Source organism: Salmonella sp. 741265116_PST (genome assembly GCF_046567715.1).
In the GTDB taxonomy this organism is placed as follows: domain Bacteria; phylum Pseudomonadota; class Gammaproteobacteria; order Enterobacterales; family Enterobacteriaceae; genus Salmonella; species Salmonella enterica.
Window position 1 is genome coordinate 100016 of the sequence record NZ_JBKFPH010000014.1, and the last position, 18839, is coordinate 118854.

Consider the following 18839-nt stretch of genomic DNA (forward strand, 5'->3'; position numbering starts at 1 on the left):
TAGTGCAATGTTTTATTTGCGGCGTTGACGCAGGCTCATCACCAGCGCGCCAAAGCCGAACAGTACGGTAATCAACCACACCGTCCAGTCGCCGGTTCGTGCGTACGGCGTCAGGCCGGTGGTCGGCGTGACTTTGGTAGTCAGTACCTGGCGTGTGAACTGCGGGATCATCGCCTGAATTTCGCCCTGCGGGCCAATCACCGCCGTAATACCGTTATTAGTACTGCGCAGTAACGGACGCGCCAGCTCCAGCGAACGCATCCGCGCCATCTGGAAATGTTGCCACGGGCCAATGGACTTACCAAACCAGGCGTCGTTAGAAATCGTCAGCAGATAGTCGGTGTCCGGGCGGAAGTTATCCCGCACCTGTTCGCCAAGAATAATTTCATAACAGATTGCCGCCGTCAGCTTATAGTCGTGCGCATGTAACTGCGGCTGGATATAAGGGCCGCGGCTAAAGGAGGACATGGGCAGATCGAAGAACGGCGCCAGTGGACGCAGGATAGACTCCAGCGGAACGAACTCGCCAAAGGGTACAAGGTGATTTTTATTGTAGCGATTGGGCGAGTCATAACTGTATGGATTATCCTTGCCCAACGTAATAATCGTATTGTAGGTGTCGTATCGATTCTGTTTATTGAGACGCGCATCGACAATACCGGTGATCAGCGTGCTATTTTTTTCGCGTAACATCTCGTCCAGCGAACGAAGGAAGGGCTGCTGATTGATTTCGAGATCCGGAATCGCCGACTCAGGCCAGATAATAATCTGTGATTTGCCTAACTCTGGGCGAGTTTCGTTGAGATAAATTTTTAGCGTATTCAGTAGCTGGTTTTCGTCCCACTTCAGCGACTGCGGAATATCGCCCTGCACCAGCGATACCTGGGTCGCTTTGGCCGGTTCCAGCGTAAACCACTGGATATAACGTAGCGGAAAGGGCAAAGCAAACAGAATCACGGCGACAGCCAGCGGACGCCAGTTCCGCGTCGCCAGTGCCAGCGCTAACAGGCCGCTGACCATCATCAGCAGGAAGTTGATCGCTTCGACGCCCATTACCGGCGCCAGGCCTTTTAGCGGACCGTCGACCTGACTATAGCCAAATTGCAGCCAGGGGAAGCCGGTCAGCACCCAGCCGCGTAAAAATTCGGTGATTTGCCATATTGCAGGCGCGGCAATAGCGACGCGCAGCCAGTTGGTTTTTGGCCACAGGCGCGACAAAATCCCGGCAAACAGTCCGGTATACAGCGAGAGATAAGCTGCAAGCAGCACCACCAGAAAAACGTTAACCGGGCCCGGCATGCCGCCAAACTGCGCGATACTGACATAAACCCAGTTAATCCCGCTACCGAAAAGTCCGAGTCCCCAGCAATAGCCGATGGCGGCAGACTGGAGCGGGCGGCGATTAAACGTTAAGGCCTGCAGCCCGATAAGCGACACTATCGCTGCGGGCCAGACGTCATACGGAGAGAAAGCCAGTGTTCCGCAGGCGCCGAATAATAACGCCAGCAGCAGGCGAATACGCTGGCGTTCAATTAACGAGGCAAATGCCATTTTTAGTCCACTATTGCTGTTATTCGTCCAGTTTTGGCTGGGGCGAGTCATCCGGGATCCTGACATGCACCTGAATAATACGACGACTATCGGCCATCGCCACTTTGAACTGGTAACCATCAATGTCAATGGTTTCGCCGCGGGCCGGTAAATGGCCGAACGCCTGCATCACCAGCCCGCCGATGGTATCGACCTCTTCATCGCTGAAGTGGGTGCCGAAAGCGTCATTGAAGTCTTCAATCGACGCCAGCGCGCGAATCGTCCAGGTATGGCGGCTAAGCTGACGGAAGTCGATATCGTCTTCTTCGTCATACTCATCTTCAATTTCACCGACAATCAGTTCGAGGATGTCTTCGATAGTCACAAGGCCGGAAACGCCGCCAAACTCATCAATCACGATCGCCATATGGTAGCGCTGGGAGCGGAATTCCTTGAGCATACGGTCAACCCGTTTGCTTTCCGGTACGACAACCGCGGGGCGTAACACTTTGTCCATGCTGAAGGCTTCGGCATCGCTGCGCATAAACGGCAGCAAATCTTTGGCCATCAGAATCCCTTCAATGTGATCTTTATCTTCGCTGATCACCGGAAAACGCGAGTGGGCGGACTCGATGATAACATCGAGACATTCGTCCAGCGTCTGGTTGCGTTTCAGGGTAATCATCTGGGAGCGCGGGATCATAATATCGCGAACGCGCTGGTCGGCGATGTCCATTACGCCTTCGAGCATATCGCGCGTATCTTCATCGATAAGCTCGTTCTGCCCGGAATCACGGATCAGCGCCAGCAACTCATCACGGTTTTTAGGTTCACCGTGGAAAAGCTGGCTGAGTAGCAGGGAAAAAAATCCCTTTTTACTGTTTACTGTGTCACTACTGTGTGAATTGTCGTCGCTCATGGCGTCGTATGGGTTCTCATGTTAGTTAATACAAAGCTCGTCATGCGCATACTCAGCTGTGACGGCATGTTTTGCCTGATGGCGCTACGCTTATCAGGGCTACAAAAGGCATGAATGTAGGCCGGATAAGGCGCAAGCGCCGCCATCCGGCAAGCTACTATTCTGCAATCTTCTCGGCAATGTACGGATCCTCATAGCCCATAGCAAGCATAATCTCCGTTTCGAGAGACTCCATCTCTTCCGCTTCGTCATCGTCGATATGATCGTAACCCAGCAAATGCAGGCTACCGTGCACGACCATGTGCGCCCAGTGCGCCTCCAGCGGCTTGCTCTGTTCCTGCGCTTCCTGCTCCACGACCTGACGGCAAATAATCAGATCGCCCAGTAGCGGCATTTCAATGCCGGGGGGCGCTTCAAACGGGAAGGAGAGAACATTAGTGGGTTTATCTTTCCCGCGGTACGTTAAATTAAGGTCGTGGCTTTCGGCCTCATCCACCAGACGGATTGTGACTTCCGCCTCTTCCTGAAACTGCGGAATAACGCCGTCCAGCCAGCGTTGAAACTGAGCTTCATCCGGCAGGCCCGCGTGGTTTTCACAGGCCAACTGTAAATCGAGGATCACCTGGCTCATTTCTGTTCCTGCTCCTGGGCTTCACGCTTACGCTCCGCCGCCAACGCCGCTTTGCGTTTTTGTTCGGCCTCTTCCCAGGCTTCATAGGCGTTAACAATGCGGGCAACGACCGGATGGCGCACCACGTCTTCGCTGTGGAAGAAGTTAAAGCTGATTTCATCGACTTCCGCCAGCACTTCAATGGCATGACGCAAGCCGGATTTGGTGTTGCGTGGCAGGTCAATCTGCGTCACGTCACCGGTGATCACCGCTTTCGAGTTAAAGCCGATACGCGTCAGGAACATCTTCATCTGTTCGATAGTGGTGTTCTGGCTTTCATCCAGAATGATAAAGGCGTCGTTTAATGTGCGTCCGCGCATATAGGCCAGCGGCGCGACTTCAATCACATTGCGCTCAATCAGCTTCTCGACTTTTTCAAAGCCGAGCATTTCGAACAGCGCGTCATACAGCGGACGCAGGTACGGGTCCACTTTCTGACTTAAATCGCCTGGCAGGAAGCCCAGTTTTTCGCCCGCTTCCACCGCCGGACGGGTCAGCAGAATACGGCGAATCTCCTGGCGCTCCAGGGCGTCTACCGCAGCGGCGACCGCAAGATAAGTTTTACCGGTACCCGCCGGGCCGACGCCAAAGGTAATATCGTGATCGAGAATATTGGCGATGTACTGCGCCTGGTTCGGGGTACGCGGTTTAATCACGCCGCGCTTAGTTTTGATATTAATCGCTTTGCCATAGTCAGGCACGCTTTCCGCGCTCTGTTCCAGCACCCGCGCTTCTTTGATCGCCAGATGAATTTGTTCCGGTTCGATATCCTGAGTCTGGCCGCGCATCGGTGCGGTATCGACATACAGACTTCGCAAAATATCTGTCGCCGCGGTCACGCAAATCGGACGACCGGTCAGTTTAAAGTGATTGTCACGGCGGTTGATTTCAATACCGAGACGACGTTCGAGCTGTTTAATATTGTCATCAAACGGCCCGCAAAGGCTCAACAGACGGGCGTTGTCTGCGGGCTCAAGGGTAATTTCGCGAGTGTCTATATTCAAACTGTTCCTCTTGTGTCTGTATCGCCGGACGCTGAACATTTACCGGCATCTAAGGAAATTATTCACGCCATAGGGAAAAGGCGCAAGCATTGCAATGAAGATGGGGATGAAGAGAGAAAATTGCAAGGCCCGTCGGGCGACAGGCCATGACCAGGAAGCCCGACAGGCGTAGCGCCATCGGGCATTATTGCCTTTCCTGCAGGATTAAGGCTGGTAGAATCCTACGCCCAGCTCATTTTCTTTACGGGTACGGGCAATGACGGACTCCGGCGTTTCGGCGACGCGCAGACCCATTTCATCTTCGGTACGCACCACTTTTCCGCGCAGGGAGTTCGGATAGACGTCAGTAATTTCCACATCGACAAACTTACCAATCATCTCCGGCGTGCCTTCAAAGTTCACCACCCGATTGTTTTCGGTACGGCCAGACAGTTCCATAATGTTTTTACGTGACGTGCCTTCCACCAGAATGCGCTGTGTCGTGCCGAGCATACGGCGGCTCCATGCCATCGCCTGCTGATTGATACGCTCTTGCAGAATATACAGACGCTGCTTTTTCTCTTCTTCCGGTACGTCATCAACCATATCGGCAGCCGGCGTTCCCGGACGCGCAGAGAAGATAAAGCTGTAGCTCATATCAAAGTTGACGTCGGCGATAAGCTTCATGGTTTTTTCGAAATCATCGGTAGTTTCGCCAGGGAAACCGACGATAAAGTCAGAGCTTATCTGAATGTCCGGCCGCGCCGCGCGCAGTTTACGGATGATTGCTTTATATTCCAGCGCAGTGTGGGTACGCCCCATCAGATTCAACACGCGATCGGAACCGCTCTGTACCGGCAGATGCAGGAAACTGACCAGTTCCGGCGTATCGCGGTACACCTCGATAATATCGTCGGTGAACTCAATCGGATGGCTGGTGGTAAAGCGAATACGGTCAATGCCGTCGATGGCGGCAACCAGACGCAGCAGATCGGCAAAGGTGCCGGTGGTGCCGTCGTAGTTTTCTCCGCGCCAGGCGTTAACGTTCTGGCCCAGCAGGTTGACCTCACGCACGCCCTGCGCCGCTAACTGGGCGATTTCGAACAGGATATCGTCTGAGGGACGGCTAACTTCTTCACCGCGGGTATACGGCACCACGCAGTAAGTACAATATTTATTGCAGCCTTCCATGATAGAAACGAAAGCGGTCGGGCCTTCTGCGCGCGGCTCCGGCAAACGATCGAACTTCTCGATTTCCGGGAAGCTGATATCGACCACCGGGCTGCGGTCGCCACGCACGGAGTTAATCATCTCCGGCAGGCGGTGTAAGGTTTGCGGGCCAAAAATAATGTCGACGTAATGGGCGCGTTGACGAATGTGCTCGCCTTCCTGGGAAGCCACGCAGCCGCCGACGCCGATAATCAGATCGGGATTTTTCTCTTTTAACAGTCTCCAGCGACCTAATTGATGGAAGACTTTTTCCTGAGCCTTCTCGCGGATTGAGCAGGTATTCAACAGCAGCACATCCGCCTCTTCCGCCACGTCGGTCAGTTGATAGCCGTGGGTGGCGTCCAGCAGATCGGCCATCTTCGATGAATCGTACTCGTTCATCTGACAGCCCCAGGTTTTAATATGGAGTTTTTTAGTCATCGACTTGCTCTTGCGAAATAGTGGCTGAAAAGCAGGGCGCATAGTGTAATGCTTTGGCGCGGTTGTGACCAGTATGACTGACGTCAGCCCTAATGGGTAAAAAATCCTGTAAACTTGTCTAAAACGTAACAGGATGAATGACCATGACAAATCAACCAACGGAAATTGCCATTGTCGGCGGGGGAATGGTCGGCGGCGCGCTGGCGCTGGGTCTGGCGCAGCAAGGGTTTACGGTGATGGTAATAGAACATGCCGCGCCTGCGCCGTTTGTGGCTGACAGCCAGCCTGACGTGCGGATTTCGGCCATTAGCGCGGCATCCGTGGCGCTGCTCAAGGGGCTGGGCGTTTGGGAGGCGGTGCAGGGGATGCGTAGCCATCCTTATCGGCGACTGGAGACCTGGGAGTGGGAAAACGCCCATGTGGTGTTCGACGCCGCTGAACTCAAGCTGCCGCTGTTAGGCTATATGGTAGAGAACAACGTCCTGCAACAGGCGCTGTGGCAGGCGCTGGAAGCGCACCCCGGCGTGACGCTGCGCGTTCCGGCTTCACTGGCGGCATTGCACCGCCGCCGCGATGGTTATGCGCTGGAACTGGCCGACGGCGAATGGGTAACGCCGAAGTTAGTGATTGGCGCCGACGGCGCGAATTCGCAGGTTCGGCAAATGGCGGGAATTGGCATTCATGCCTGGCAATATGCGCAGTCGTGTATGCTTATCACCGTCAAGTGTGAAAATGCGCCAGGCGACAGCACCTGGCAGCAGTTTACGCCAACGGGGCCGCGCGCCTTTTTGCCGCTGTTCGACGATTGGGCGTCGCTGGTGTGGTATGACGCTCCGGCACGTATTCGCCAGCTACAGAGTTTATCGATGACGCAATTGCAGGTGGAAATTAATCAGCACTTTCCGGCGCGTCTGGGGGCGGTGATGCCTGTCGCGGCGGGCGCGTTTCCGCTAACCCGCCGTCACGCGTTGCAGTATGTACAACCGGGACTGGCGCTGGTAGGCGACGCGGCGCATACCATTCATCCGCTGGCCGGGCAGGGCGTCAACCTGGGGTATCGGGATGTTGATGCGTTGATTGATGTGCTGGCGAGTGCTCGTAGCTATGGCGAGTCCTGGGCCAGCCATTCGGTGTTGAAACGCTATCAGACGCGGCGCATGGCAGATAATTTTATGATGCAAAGTGGAATGGATCTGTTTTATGCCGGGTTCAGCAATGAACTGCCGCCGCTGCGTATTTTACGCAATATGGGGCTGATGGCGGCGCAGCGCGCAGGCGTGCTAAAACGTCAGGCGCTGAAGTATGCGTTGGGGTTGTAACCCGTTGAATGCCTTACCCGGTTTGTAAAAACACTCAATTGCAGGTCGGGTAAGCGTATTGACATCTTACTTTACTGCAAATAAAGCACATAAACCTAATCTCCCTTTAAAATCAATTTCATACCAAGGTGATGCCATTTCAATTATGCATACGTTGTATTGGCAACGTACTACTTTATGTAGCATCAGTAATGTGGAACTCATTGATTTTACAAGAATCGCCAGAGTGATTAATGCGGCGAGAATCCGATACCACGTCAGTGTTGCATGTTGGACATCAAACCACAGAATATAAAAAGTGATGATGTGAAGAATGACTTTGCTGGACAGGGCGCGAATATAGAATCCACGCAGCGCCGTTTTCGAGGAAAACGAGACATTAATCAGCGCGCTTTGTTTTTCTTGCACAGGGATCCCTGGCAGATACACTATCCATTCCGCACTATTCTGGCGTAGCATGACCGCCTTTTTCTGGCGCAGTATATGTAGCCTCATTGACACTGCCACGGGGTAAACCAGACCCAAAATAATCAACCAGGCGGCGCTGGCCGTGATATCAATGAAGGTGAAAGCGCAGAGAAAGACGACCATAAAAAATGTTAATGGCCGCAAAAAGATATACCAACAAAACTGGTAATTCATTGTGATGTTACCGAACGATTCCTGTAAGGCTTTATCATAACGTTTTACTGATAGCAGGGCATTAAGGGGGAAACCTCTTTCGGAATTTATAAACGCAGAAAAGCAAAAAGCTCGCCGAAACGAGCTTTTTAAAAGTGGCTGGGGTACGAGGATTCGAACCTCGGAATGCCGGAATCAGAATCCGGTGCCTTACCGCTTGGCGATACCCCAACAAATTATTTTCGAACCGGTCGAATACCTCGACGCGTTCTGAATATGGTGGCTACGACGGGATTCGAACCTGTGACCCCATCATTATGAGTGATGTGCTCTAACCAACTGAGCTACGTAGCCAGATGATTTCTTCGATGGCTGGGGTACCTGGATTCGAACCAGGGAATGCCGGTATCAAAAACCGGTGCCTTACCGCTTGGCGATACCCCATCCGTACAACGCTTATCGGTGAATGGTGCGGGAGGCGAGACTTGAACTCGCACACCTTGCGGCGCCAGAACCTAAATCTGGTGCGTCTACCAATTTCGCCACTCCCGCAAAAAAGATGGTGGCTACGACGGGATTCGAACCTGTGACCCCATCATTATGAGTGATGTGCTCTAACCAACTGAGCTACGTAGCCATCTTTTTTTCGCGTTACCTTATCGGCGTTGCGGGGCGCATTATGCGTATTGAGCCTTGAAGCGTCAACCTCTTTTTCATCGAAAAACGTCGGAAAGTGTCTGTTTGGTTAGGTTGCGAACAGCGTGGCGCAATATTCGGCAATTATTGGTTATTAATCGTTTTTCCGAAAGTAGTTTGCTATAAAAAAAGAGCCCCTGAAGGCTCTTTCGTCATCGTTAATTTACTGGTACGCCGACTGATGCACGCCGACCGCGCGGCCTGACGGGTCATCCATCGTTTTGAATGCTTCATCCCACTCAATGGCTTTGGCGGAAGAACAGGCCACGGACGGGCCGCCGGGTACGCATTCCGCCGCGCTCGGCACCGGGAACAGCTCTTCAAAAATTTCGCGGTACAGATACGCCTCTTTAGACGACGGCGTGTTGTATGGAAAGCGGAAGCGGGCGGTTTCCAGTTGTTGATCGGAAATCTGTTTCGCCGCCACCTCTTTCAGCGTATCAATCCAGCTATAGCCTACGCCGTCAGAGAACTGCTCTTTCTGACGCCACGCGACGCTTGCTGGCAGATAAGACTCGAAGCACTCGCGCAGCACGTGTTTTTCCATCTTGCCGTTACCGCACATTTTATCCTGTGGGTTGATACGCATCGCCACGTCGAGGAATTTTTTATCCAGGAACGGTACGCGCGCTTCCACGCCCCAGGCGGACATCGCTTTGTTGGCGCGGGCGCAGTCATACATATGCAGCGCCTGTAGCTTACGGACCGTCTCTTCATGTAACTCTTTGGCGTTCGGCGCTTTATGGAAGTACAGGTAGCCGCCAAACACCTCATCGGAACCTTCGCCGGAGAGCACCATTTTGATGCCCATCGCTTTGATCTTACGCGACATCAGATACATTGGCGTTGAGGCACGGATAGTGGTCACGTCATAGGTTTCAATGTGATAGATAACATCACGAATGGCATCAAGGCCTTCCTGCACGGTGAAGTGAATTTCATGATGCACGGTGCCGAGGTGGTTAGCCACTTCCTGGGCCGCCTTCAGGTCAGGCGAACCTTCCAGACCGACCGCAAAAGAGTGCAACTGTGGCCACCAGGCTTCGGAGCGCTCTTGATCTTCGACGCGACGGGCGGCGAATTTTTTGGTGATTGCCGAAATAACCGACGAGTCCAGACCGCCGGAGAGCAGCACGCCGTAAGGGACGTCGGACATCAGGTGGCTTTTCACAGATTCTTCCAGCGCCTGACGCAGCGCGTTTTTGTCGGTGACGTTGTCTTTTACCGCATCGAACTCAAACCAGTCGCGCTGATAGTACTGACGAATTTCGCCGTCTTTGCTCCACAGGTAGCTGCCCGCCGGGAACTCTTTAATGGTGCGGCAGACCGGGGTCAGCGCTTTCATTTCTGACGCTACGTAGAAGTTGCCGAATTCGTCATAGCCCATATAGAGCGGAATAATACCGATATGGTCACGACCAATCAGATAAGCGTCTTTTTCGCTGTCATACAGGGCGAAGGCGAACATCCCCTGTAAATCGTCAAGGAAATCCGGCCCTTTTTCCTGATACAGCGCGAGGATAACTTCGCAGTCGGAGCCTGTCTGGAACGCGTAACGATCGCCATACTCCGCGCGTAACGTCTGATGGTTATAAATTTCACCGTTCACCGCCAGTACGTGGGTTTTTCTGGCGTTATACAGGGGCTGGGCGCCGGCGTTAACATCAACAATCGACAAGCGTTCATGTGCGAGAATCGCGTTATCGCAAGCGTAGATGCCGGACCAGTCCGGGCCGCGATGGCGCATCAGGCGTGACAGTTCAAGGGCTTTTTTACGCAGTTCCGCTGCATCTGTTTTGATATCGAATACGCCGAAAATAGAACACATAGCCTTCTCCGTTAATCTGTTGCGTCGTACTTTTTGTGTTTGCTTGACTAAAAAATGCCGCAAAGGCGTGGAAGGCGCAAGGGGATTACGGTCTGAAAAATGAAAAATGCAATCGTCATTGTTGATTAGTGAAAAATGATTACATATTGCGCGGATTTATTGATGGATCTTCAGTTTTATCGTGGATTAATTGAATTATGTTTTTCCTGATGGCGTTTCGCTTATCAGACCTACAATGTTGTTCGAACCGTAGGCCTGAAAGCTATGCGTCATCAGGCAGAGGACAGGTTTAGATAACGTCGATCTCAGCGACGGAAGGGTAAATCCAGCTTGGGCGGAACGGCATACTGTCAATATCATTGATTGTTGATACGCCTGAAAGCACCAGAATGGTCTCCAGACCGGCCTGGAACCCCGCCAGAATGTCAGTGCGCAGGTTGTCGCCGACGATAACGGTCTCTTCCGAGTGCGCCTGCATTTTGTTTAATGCCGCGCGGATGATCCACGGGCTGGGTTTGCCGACATAAAACGGCTTCCGGCCGGAAATTTTTTCAATGCCTGCGCACAGCGCGCCGCAGGCCGGATAAAAGCCGCGACCGTGGGTATCCGGGTTGGTGGCGATAAAGCGCGCGCCATTGGCGACGAAAAATGCTGCTTTATGCATCATGTCCCAGTTGTAGGAGCGGGTCTCTCCAACGATGACAAAATCAGGGTTCACATCGGTAATAGTAAAACCCGCTTTATAGAGCTCGTGAATGAGCGCGCCTTCGCCCACGACATACGCTTTCTTACCTTCCTGACGGCGCAGAAAATCGGCTGTCGCCATTGCTGACGTATAAAACACGCTGTCCGGCACGTTAACGCCAGCGGTAGCAAAACGGTTCGCCAGATCCTGGCCGGTTTGCGACGGGTAATTGGTCAGCAGCACCAGCGGCAGACCTTTTTCCAGAATCCCCGTCAGAAATTCCGCCGCACCGGGTACGGCTACGTTGTCGTGCATCAGCACGCCGTCGATATCGCAGATTACATTCTTGATGGTCATGAACTACCCAGGGAATTTGTGAATAATCCGATACTATAAGAGCGCATCAACTTTCCAGCAAACGTTGCAGCAATGTTCCGTTGAGCATGGCGCGTTTAACTAAGGCAAATGCGCCGATAGCAGAACGGTGATCCAGCGTGGAGCGTACCACCGGCAAATTTTTGCGAAAGGCCTTTAACGCCTGCGTATTGATACAGCTTTCGATAGCGGGCAACAGGACTTTATCGGCTTCAATGATCTCGCCGGCAATGACGATTTTTTGCGGATTAAACAGGTTGATAGCAATGGCGATCGTTTTGCCCAAATGGCGACCAACATGCTCAATGACTTCCGAGGCCAGGCTGTCGCCCCGGTTTGCCGCCTTACAGATGGTTTTAATCGTGCAGTCGTCAAGCGGAACACGGCTTTGATACCCTTGTTTAAGCAAATTCAGCACCCGTTGTTCAATCGCCGCATTGGCGGCAATGGTTTCCAGACAGCCGAAATTACCGCAGTGGCAGCGCTCACCCAACGGCTCCACCTGAATATGCCCAATTTCGCCGACGTTGCCGTTACGGCCAATGAAGATGCGTCCGTTGGAGATAATCCCGGCGCCTGTACCACGATGAACGCGCACCAGAATCGAGTCCTCGCAATCCTGACTGGCGCCGAAGTAGTGTTCCGCCAGCGCCAGGCTACGGATATCGTGTCCCACGAAACAGGTAACGTGAAACCGTTTTTCCAGCGCTTCGACCAGTCCCCAGTTTTCAACCTGAATGTGCGGCATGTAACGAATCACGCCGCTTTCCGGATCGACAAGCCCTGGCAGGATCACCGAGATAGCGATCAATTCACGAATTTTACGCTGACAGCTATCAATAAAGACGGCGATAGTGTTGAGCAGCGCATGTTCCAGCGTCTCCTGGGTGCGCTCCGGTAGCGGATAATGCTCCTCAGCGACCACTTTACTGCTCAGATCGTAGAGCGTTAAAGTGGTGTCATGACGGCCCAGGCGAACGCCAATGGCATGGAAGTTACGGGTTTCCGTGACGATAGAGATAGCGCGGCGGCCTCCGGTAGAGGCCTGCTGATCGACTTCTTTGATCAGCCCGCGTTCAATGAGTTGACGCGTAATTTTCGTTACGCTGGCGGGAGCAAGCTGGCTTTGCTCGGCAATTTGTATGCGCGAGATAGGACCATGCTGGTCAATCAGGCGGTAAACGGCCGCGCTGTTAAGCTGTTTTACGAGATCAACGTTACCTATCTGAGCTTGTCCGCCTGGTGTCATATTCTCACTTACTCAAGTCAACGACCTCGTCACCATTAACGATGGTCTTGATAATTTTAAAATCGTGGGTGAACGCGGTCAGGTTGGCGACTTTACCCGGCGCAATGCTACCGAGATGCTTATCAACGCCGATAGCGCGTGCCGGATAGAGCGTTGCCATACGCAGCACTTCATCCAGCGCGATGCCGCAATGCGCGACCAGGTTACGTACGCCTTCAATCATGGTTAAGGACGAACCGCTCAACGTACCGTTTTCATCCACACACAGTCCATTGCGGTAGTATATTGTTTTACCTGCGAAAATGAACTGCTCAATATTGGCCCCCGCCGGTGCGGTGGCGTCTGTCACCAGACAAAGTTTGTCGCCTTTAAGGCGTTTGGCATTGCGAATGTTGGCATAGTCGACATGCAGACCATCGGCGATAACGCCGCAATAAATATCCGCTTCGTCCAGAACAGCGCCAGCAAGGCCCGGCTCACGCCCTGTAATGTACGGCATCGCGTTAAACAGGTGAGTCGCAAAGGTAATCCCGGCGCGGAAGCCCGCTTTTGCCTCTTTTAACGTCGCGTTGGAGTGGCCTGCGGAAACCACAATGCCCGCATTCGCCAGTTTAGCGATTACGTCAGCAGGCACCATTTCCGGCGCGAGTGTAACTTTGGTGATGACGTCGGCATTATCGCACAAGAAATCGACCAGCGCAGCGTCTGGTTTACGTACGAAATCAGGATTATGGGTGCCTTTTTTTACCAGATTAAGCCAGGGCCCTTCCAGGTGGAGACCCAGCGCCTGGTGCGGATGTTTTTCCAGGTATTCGCGCATGACGCGAATGCCCTGTTTCATCAATTCATCGCTGGTAGTGATAAGCGTTGGCAGAAAGTTAGTACAGCCCGATTTTTCATTGGCTTTCTGCATAATTTCCAGCGTTTCAACGCTGACGGCTTCTGCGGTATCGTTAAACTGCACGCCGCCGCAGCCGTTTAGCTGCACATCAATAAAACCGGGGGAGAGAATGGCCCCATTCAATGAGCGTTGTTCTATTCCCGGCGGCAGTTCGGCCATCGGACAAACGCGGTCAATCAGGCCATTAGCGACAACAAGCGCATGGTCATCAAGAATTTCGTGACCGGTAAAGATCCGGCCCTGGGTTAAAGCATACATTCCGACCCCCGATATCAAAAATTTACCGCCCCGCATTGACTGGCGGGGCGGAGACAACATTACAGACCTTTAATATTTTCTGCTTCTAATTCATTGAAATATTTCAATGTTTTAACTTTAAGTTCCATTGTGGACGGCTCATCGCATACCACAACCGCTTTCGGATGGAGTTGCAGGCAGCTAATGGTCCACATGTGGTTGACGTTGCCTTCAACCGCCGCCTGCAGCGCCTGGGCTTTCTGATGGCCCAGCACCAGAATCATCACTTCTTCCGCATCCAGCAGCGTGCCTACGCCTACCGTCAGCGCGTATTTCGGCACCTGGTTTACGTCGCCGTCAAAGAAGCGGGAGTTCGCTACGCGAGTATCATGGGTTAACGTTTTGATACGGGTACGGGAAGCCAGGGAAGAAGCCGGTTCGTTAAAGGCGATGTGACCGTCGTTGCCGACGCCGCCCATAAACAGATGGATTTTACCGTAAGAACGAATTTTTTCTTCATATTGACGGCATTCTGCATCGATATCCGGTGCGTTACCGTTGAGAAGATTGATGTTTTCTGCTGGAATATCAACGTGATCGAAAAAGTTACGATGCATAAAGCTGTGGTAGCTTTCCGGGTGCTCTTTCGGCAGGCCAACATATTCGTCCATATTAAAGGTGACCACATGCTTAAAGCTGACCTCGCCCGCTTTGTGCATCTCAACCAGCGCTTTGTACGCCGTTAGCGGCGTGCCGCCGGTAGGCAGTCCAAGGACAAACGGACGATCGGCGGTCGGTTTGAACGCATTAATACGGTTAACGATATGGCGAGCGGCCCATTTGCCAACCTGTTCTGCGGTACTCAGGGGGATCAGTCTCATTCTTCACCTCAATAATCAATGTCAAAATTTGGCGGATCGTATTAAGCGTAACCTGGATATCCAGGGTTCGTGTTCAATCCGTCCTGATTTTTTGAATCATAAAATAAGTTTTCCGTGTTAGCCAGTGGATGGTGGGGGTAATTACGATATTTAGTGATTATAATCACAAAAAACACCCGTTTAATTTGCGAGGCGAATTAATTTTCCACACACTCTGCAGAAGATGATCTCACCGTTCGATTACAGAACATCACGTTTTTAACGTTTGCAGCACAATAAAAAACGGCTTCAAAGAAGCCATATCGGCGTCTCGTAGGGGGAATAAGATGAATATTTTAGGTTTTTTCCAGCGGCTGGGTAGGGCGTTGCAGCTCCCTATCGCCGTGTTGCCGGTGGCAGCGTTGTTGCTGCGATTCGGCCAACCAGATTTGCTGAATATGCCGTTTATCGCGCAAGCGGGCGGGTCTATTTTCGATAACCTGGCACTGGTTTTCGCTATCGGCGTGGCATCCAGTTGGTCTAAAGATAGCGCCGGCGCGGCAGCGCTGGCGGGAGCCGTGGGTTACTTCGTCATGACCAAAGCGATGGTGACGATTAACCCGGAAATCAACATGGGCGTGCTGGCGGGGATTATTACCGGTCTGGTCGGCGGCGCGGTTTATAATCGCTGGTCTGGTATCAAACTGCCTGATTTTCTCAGTTTCTTCGGTGGAAAACGTTTTGTGCCGATCGCAACGGGCTTTTTCTGTCTGGTGCTGGCCGCTATTTTCGGTTACGTCTGGCCGCCGGTACAGCATGGCATCCATGCGGGCGGTGAATGGATCGTTTCCGCAGGCGCGCTGGGTTCCGGTATCTTTGGCTTCATCAACCGTCTGCTGATCCCAACCGGTCTGCATCAGGTACTGAACACCATCGCCTGGTTCCAGATTGGCGAATTCACCAATGCCGCAGGCACTGTATTCCACGGCGACATCAACCGCTTCTATGCTGGCGACGGCACGGCGGGGATGTTTATGTCCGGCTTCTTCCCGATCATGATGTTTGGTCTGCCGGGCGCCGCTCTGGCGATGTATTTCGCCGCGCCGAAAGAACGTCGTCCGATGGTGGGCGGTATGCTGCTGTCTGTCGCGATCACCGCGTTTCTGACCGGCGTAACCGAGCCGCTGGAATTCCTGTTTATGTTCCTGGCACCGCTGCTGTACCTCCTGCACGCCATTTTGACCGGTATCAGCCTGTTCGTCGCGACGTTGCTGGGTATCCATGCGGGCTTCTCTTTCTCGGCAGGCGCTATTGACTATGTTCTGATGTATAACCTGCCAGCGGCCAGCAATAACGTCTGGATGTTGCTGGTGATGGGCGTTGTATTCTTTATCATCTACTTCCTGCTGTTCAGCGCGGTTATTCGTATGTTTAACCTGAAAACGCCGGGCCGCGAAGATAAAGTTGATGAGATGGTAACGGAAGAAGCCAACAGCAACACCGAAGAAGGGTTAACGCAACTGGCGACCAGCTATATTGCTGCGGTTGGCGGTACGGACAACCTGAAAGCGATCGATGCGTGTATTACCCGTCTGCGCCTGACCGTGAATGACTCTGCTCGCGTCAACGATGCGGCCTGCAAACGCCTCGGCGCTTCCGGCGTGGTGAAACTGAACAAACAGACCATTCAGGTTATTGTCGGCGCGAAAGCGGAATCGATTGGCGATGAAATGAAGAAAGTGGTGGCGCGGGGACCGGTCGCGGCAGCGTCTGCTGATGCGGCTCACGTTGCGACACCTGCTCCGGCGGCCAAACCCCAGGCGGTGCCGAATGCGGTGACTATCGCTGAACTGGTCTCTCCGATTACCGGTGAGGTAGTGGCGCTGGATCAGGTACCGGATGAAGCTTTCGCCAGCAAAGCGGTCGGCGACGGCGTGGCGGTGAAACCCACCGATAAAACCGTGGTTTCTCCGGCGGCGGGTACTATCGTGAAAATCTTCAACACTAACCACGCGTTCTGTCTGGAAACCGAGAAAGGCGCGGAGATCGTTGTCCATATGGGTATCGATACCGTCGCGCTGAACGGTCAGGGCTTCAAGCGTCTGGTAGAAGAGGGTGCGGAAGTCACGGCGGGGCAGCCGGTGCTGGAACTGGATCTGGACTTCCTGAATGCCAATGCGCGCTCCATGATAAGCCCGGTTGTTTGCAGCAACAGCGATGACTTCAGCGCTCTGGTCATCAAAGCGGATGGTCACGTGGTAGCGGGTCAAACGCCGCTGTACGAGATCAAGAGCAAATAATCGCTTCCTGGCCGGATAAGGCGTAAGACGTCATCCGGCGATATCACAAAAAACATAAGCGGCAGAGGGAAACCTTCGCCGCTTTTTTTTACCGCAATTAGCCCCAATATTTTCTGCAAAGCCACTTTTTAAGTAACTAAAGGTTGTCAGTCTGTCCGGCTTATAAGATCATATGCCGTTATACGTTGTTTACGCTTTGAGGAATCCACGATGAGTGAGGCTGAAGCCCGCCCGACTAACTTTATTCGTCAGATTATTGATGAAGATCTGGCGAGTGGTAAACATACCACTGTCCATACCCGTTTTCCGCCGGAGCCGAATGGCTATCTGCACATCGGCCACGCGAAATCTATCTGCCTGAACTTTGGCATTGCGCAAGATTATCAGGGCCAGTGCAACCTGCGTTTCGATGACACCAACCCGGTAAAAGAAGATATCGAGTACGTTGATTCGATCAAAAACGACGTCGAGTGGTTAGGCTTTCACTGGTCTGGCGATATTCGCTACTCCTCCGATTACTTTGACCAACTGCACGCCTATGCGGTCGAGCTAATCAATAAAGGCCTGGCCTACGTTGATGAGCTGACGCCGGAGCAGATCCGCGAATACCGCGGTACGCTGACCGCGCCGGGTAAAAACAGCCCGTTCCGCGATCGCAGCGTCGAAGAGAACCTCGCGCTATTTGAAAAAATGCGTACCGGCGGTTTTGAAGAGGGTAAAGCCTGTCTGCGCGCTAAAATCGACATGGCGTCGCCGTTTATCGTGATGCGCGATCCGGTGCTGTATCGCATTAAATTCGCCGAGCATCATCAGACCGGCACGAAGTGGTGCATCTACCCGATGTACGACTTTACTCACTGCATCAGCGATGCGCTGGAAGGCATTACTCATTCTCTGTGTACGCTGGAGTTCCAGGACAACCGTCGTCTGTACGACTGGGTGCTGGACAACATCACCATTCCGGTTCACCCGCGCCAGTACGAATTCTCGCGGCTGAATCTGGAATACACCGTGATGTCCAAGCGTAAGCTGAATCTGCTGGTGACCGACAAACACGTCGAAGGCTGGGACGATCCGCGTATGCCGACTATTTCCGGTCTGCGCCGTCGCGGCTATACCGCGGCTTCTATCCGTGAGTTCTGCAAACGCATCGGCGTCACCAAGCAGGACAACACCATTGAGATGGCGTCGCTGGAATCCTGCATTCGCGAAGATCTGAACGAAAACGCGCCTCGCGCGATGGCGGTAATCGATCCGGTAAAACTGGTTATCGAAAACTACCCGCAGGGCGAGAGCGAAATGGTTACCATGCCTAACCATCCGAATAAACCGGAGATGGGCAGCCGTGAAGTGCCGTTTAGCGGTGAGATCTGGATCGATCGCGCAGATTTCCGCGAAGAAGCGAACAAACAGTACAAGCGTCTGGTGATGGGCAAAGAAGTGCGTCTGCGTAATGCCTACGTCATTAAAGCGGAGCGCGTAGAGAAGGATGCCGAAGGGAATATCACCACCATCTTCTGTACCTATGATGCCGATACGCTGAGTAAAGATCCGGCTGACGGGCGTAAAGTGAAAGGCGTAATCCACTGGGTTAGCTCAGCACATGCGTTGCCGATTGAAATTCGTCTCTACGACCGTCTGTTCAGCGTGCCGAACCCGGGCGCCGCGGAGGACTTCCTGTCCGTTATCAACCCCGAATCATTAGTGATTAAGCAGGGTTATGGCGAGCCGTCGCTGAAAGCGGCGGTAGCAGGGAAAGCTTTCCAGTTTGAACGTGAAGGCTACTTCTGCCTCGACAGCCGCTATGCAACGGCCGATAAGCTGGTCTTTAACCGCACCGTGGGCCTGCGTGATACCTGGGCGAAAGCGGGCGAATAAGCACTGCGCCAACAGGCGAATGCTGTAAAAATACCTTGTCAACGCCGCGTTTTGCGGCGTTTTTTCTCTGCATTTCCAAGAGCCTATCCCATTAGGGCTATTTTACTTGCCATTTTGGACCTGGGCAGTGCTCGCCAA

Annotated in this window: 14 protein-coding genes and 5 tRNA genes; 3 read left to right on the plus strand and 16 right to left on the minus strand. The window is 53.0% G+C overall.

Going from position 1 to position 18839, the window contains the following annotated elements; genetic code table 11:
- Nucleotides 1-12: 12 nt before the first annotated feature.
- The 5 genes from lnt to miaB all read right to left on the minus strand — a co-directional run bounded on the left by lnt (nt 13) and on the right by miaB (nt 5752).
- Nucleotides 13-1551, minus strand: coding sequence for an apolipoprotein N-acyltransferase (gene lnt, locus ACLD11_RS12110; protein ID WP_024798320.1), 1539 nt, complete (start codon nt 1549-1551; stop codon nt 13-15).
- 19 nt (nt 1552-1570) lie between these two features.
- Complete coding sequence (corC, locus tag ACLD11_RS12115; protein ID WP_001278612.1) at nt 1571-2449, minus strand: CNNM family magnesium/cobalt transport protein CorC; 879 nt, start codon at nt 2447-2449, stop codon at nt 1571-1573.
- Between the two features lie 157 nt (nt 2450-2606).
- Nucleotides 2607-3080 carry an rRNA maturation RNase YbeY gene (ybeY, locus tag ACLD11_RS12120; protein WP_000084477.1) on the minus strand — a complete coding sequence of 158 codons (474 nt, stop codon included), beginning with the start codon at nt 3078-3080 and terminating at the stop codon, nt 2607-2609.
- Nucleotides 3077-4123 (minus strand): PhoH family protein, encoded by a 1047-nt coding sequence (locus ACLD11_RS12125; protein ID WP_001018045.1) that lies wholly within the window; start codon nt 4121-4123, stop codon nt 3077-3079. Before ACLD11_RS12125 ends, ybeY begins: the two co-directional genes overlap by 4 nt.
- A gap of 204 nt (nt 4124-4327) precedes the next feature.
- Nucleotides 4328-5752 (minus strand): tRNA (N6-isopentenyl adenosine(37)-C2)-methylthiotransferase MiaB, encoded by a 1425-nt coding sequence (gene miaB, locus ACLD11_RS12130; protein WP_001519200.1) that lies wholly within the window; start codon nt 5750-5752, stop codon nt 4328-4330.
- A 143-nt stretch (nt 5753-5895) separates the two neighbouring features.
- Here miaB and ubiF point away from each other — a divergent pair, with 143 nt between their 5' ends.
- Entirely contained in the window at nt 5896-7071 is a 1176-nt protein-coding gene (gene ubiF / locus ACLD11_RS12135; protein WP_023227402.1) for a 3-demethoxyubiquinol 3-hydroxylase, read from the plus strand.
- Nucleotides 7072-7137: 66 nt separating this feature from the next.
- On the opposite strand, the gene ACLD11_RS12140 is transcribed toward ubiF, so the two are convergent.
- From ACLD11_RS12140 to nagB, 11 genes are all read right to left on the minus strand, one after another.
- The gene (locus ACLD11_RS12140) at nt 7138-7713 is read right to left on the minus strand and encodes a hypothetical protein (RefSeq protein ID WP_411014957.1); all 576 of its coding nucleotides are present in this window, start codon (nt 7711-7713) and stop codon (nt 7138-7140) included.
- Nucleotides 7714-7848: 135 nt separating this feature from the next.
- Nucleotides 7849-7923, minus strand: a tRNA-Gln gene (locus ACLD11_RS12145).
- A gap of 46 nt (nt 7924-7969) precedes the next feature.
- Nucleotides 7970-8046: transfer RNA gene (locus tag ACLD11_RS12150), tRNA-Met, on the minus strand.
- Nucleotides 8047-8061: 15 nt separating this feature from the next.
- Nucleotides 8062-8136, minus strand: a tRNA-Gln gene (locus tag ACLD11_RS12155).
- Between the two features lie 23 nt (nt 8137-8159).
- A tRNA-Leu gene (locus ACLD11_RS12160) sits at nt 8160-8244 on the minus strand.
- Nucleotides 8245-8252: 8 nt separating this feature from the next.
- Nucleotides 8253-8329, minus strand: a tRNA-Met gene (locus ACLD11_RS12165).
- Nucleotides 8330-8551: 222 nt separating this feature from the next.
- Complete coding sequence (gene asnB / locus ACLD11_RS12170; protein WP_000337041.1) at nt 8552-10216, minus strand: asparagine synthase B; 1665 nt, start codon at nt 10214-10216, stop codon at nt 8552-8554.
- Between the two features lie 289 nt (nt 10217-10505).
- Nucleotides 10506-11258 carry a ribonucleotide monophosphatase NagD gene (nagD, locus tag ACLD11_RS12175; protein ID WP_000153143.1) on the minus strand — a complete coding sequence of 251 codons (753 nt, stop codon included), beginning with the start codon at nt 11256-11258 and terminating at the stop codon, nt 10506-10508.
- Between the two features lie 46 nt (nt 11259-11304).
- Nucleotides 11305-12525, minus strand: a complete 1221-nt coding sequence (gene nagC / locus ACLD11_RS12180) for a DNA-binding transcriptional regulator NagC (RefSeq protein ID WP_000187578.1) — start codon at nt 12523-12525, stop codon at nt 11305-11307.
- Nucleotides 12526-12529: 4 nt separating this feature from the next.
- Nucleotides 12530-13684, minus strand: coding sequence for an N-acetylglucosamine-6-phosphate deacetylase (gene nagA, locus ACLD11_RS12185; protein WP_000271186.1), 1155 nt, complete (start codon nt 13682-13684; stop codon nt 12530-12532).
- Nucleotides 13685-13743: 59 nt separating this feature from the next.
- Entirely contained in the window at nt 13744-14544 is an 801-nt protein-coding gene (nagB, locus tag ACLD11_RS12190; RefSeq protein WP_001237059.1) for a glucosamine-6-phosphate deaminase, read from the minus strand.
- Nucleotides 14545-14870: 326 nt separating this feature from the next.
- Here nagB and nagE point away from each other — a divergent pair, with 326 nt between their 5' ends.
- Entirely contained in the window at nt 14871-16823 is a 1953-nt protein-coding gene (gene nagE / locus ACLD11_RS12195) for a PTS N-acetyl glucosamine transporter subunit IIABC (RefSeq protein WP_001023069.1), read from the plus strand.
- 210 nt (nt 16824-17033) lie between these two features.
- A complete protein-coding gene (glnS, locus tag ACLD11_RS12200; protein ID WP_080250823.1) occupies nt 17034-18701 on the plus strand; it encodes a glutamine--tRNA ligase in 1668 nt (555 codons plus the stop codon).
- Nucleotides 18702-18839: the final 138 nt, after the last annotated feature.

Bases quoted from the DNA above. Each gene is read 5' to 3' on its own strand.
- lnt (WP_024798320.1), bottom strand. From the start codon at position 1,551: ATGGCATTTGCCTCGTTAATTGAACGCCAGCGTATTCGCCTGCTGCTG.
- corC (WP_001278612.1), bottom strand. From the start codon at position 2,449: ATGAGCGACGACAATTCACACAGTAGTGACACAGTAAACAGTAAAAAG.
- ybeY (WP_000084477.1), bottom strand. From the start codon at position 3,080: ATGAGCCAGGTGATCCTCGATTTACAGTTGGCCTGTGAAAACCACGCG.
- miaB (WP_001519200.1), bottom strand. From the start codon at position 5,752: ATGACTAAAAAACTCCATATTAAAACCTGGGGCTGTCAGATGAACGAG.
- ubiF (WP_023227402.1), top strand. From the start codon at position 5,896: ATGACAAATCAACCAACGGAAATTGCCATTGTCGGCGGGGGAATGGTC.
- ACLD11_RS12140 (WP_411014957.1), bottom strand. From the start codon at position 7,713: ATGAATTACCAGTTTTGTTGGTATATCTTTTTGCGGCCATTAACATTT.
- asnB (WP_000337041.1), bottom strand. From the start codon at position 10,216: ATGTGTTCTATTTTCGGCGTATTCGATATCAAAACAGATGCAGCGGAA.
- nagD (WP_000153143.1), bottom strand. From the start codon at position 11,258: ATGACCATCAAGAATGTAATCTGCGATATCGACGGCGTGCTGATGCAC.
- nagC (WP_000187578.1), bottom strand. From the start codon at position 12,525: ATGACACCAGGCGGACAAGCTCAGATAGGTAACGTTGATCTCGTAAAA.
- nagA (WP_000271186.1), bottom strand. From the start codon at position 13,684: ATGTATGCTTTAACCCAGGGCCGGATCTTTACCGGTCACGAAATTCTT.
- nagB (WP_001237059.1), bottom strand. From the start codon at position 14,544: ATGAGACTGATCCCCCTGAGTACCGCAGAACAGGTTGGCAAATGGGCC.
- nagE (WP_001023069.1), top strand. From the start codon at position 14,871: ATGAATATTTTAGGTTTTTTCCAGCGGCTGGGTAGGGCGTTGCAGCTC.
- glnS (WP_080250823.1), top strand. From the start codon at position 17,034: ATGAGTGAGGCTGAAGCCCGCCCGACTAACTTTATTCGTCAGATTATT.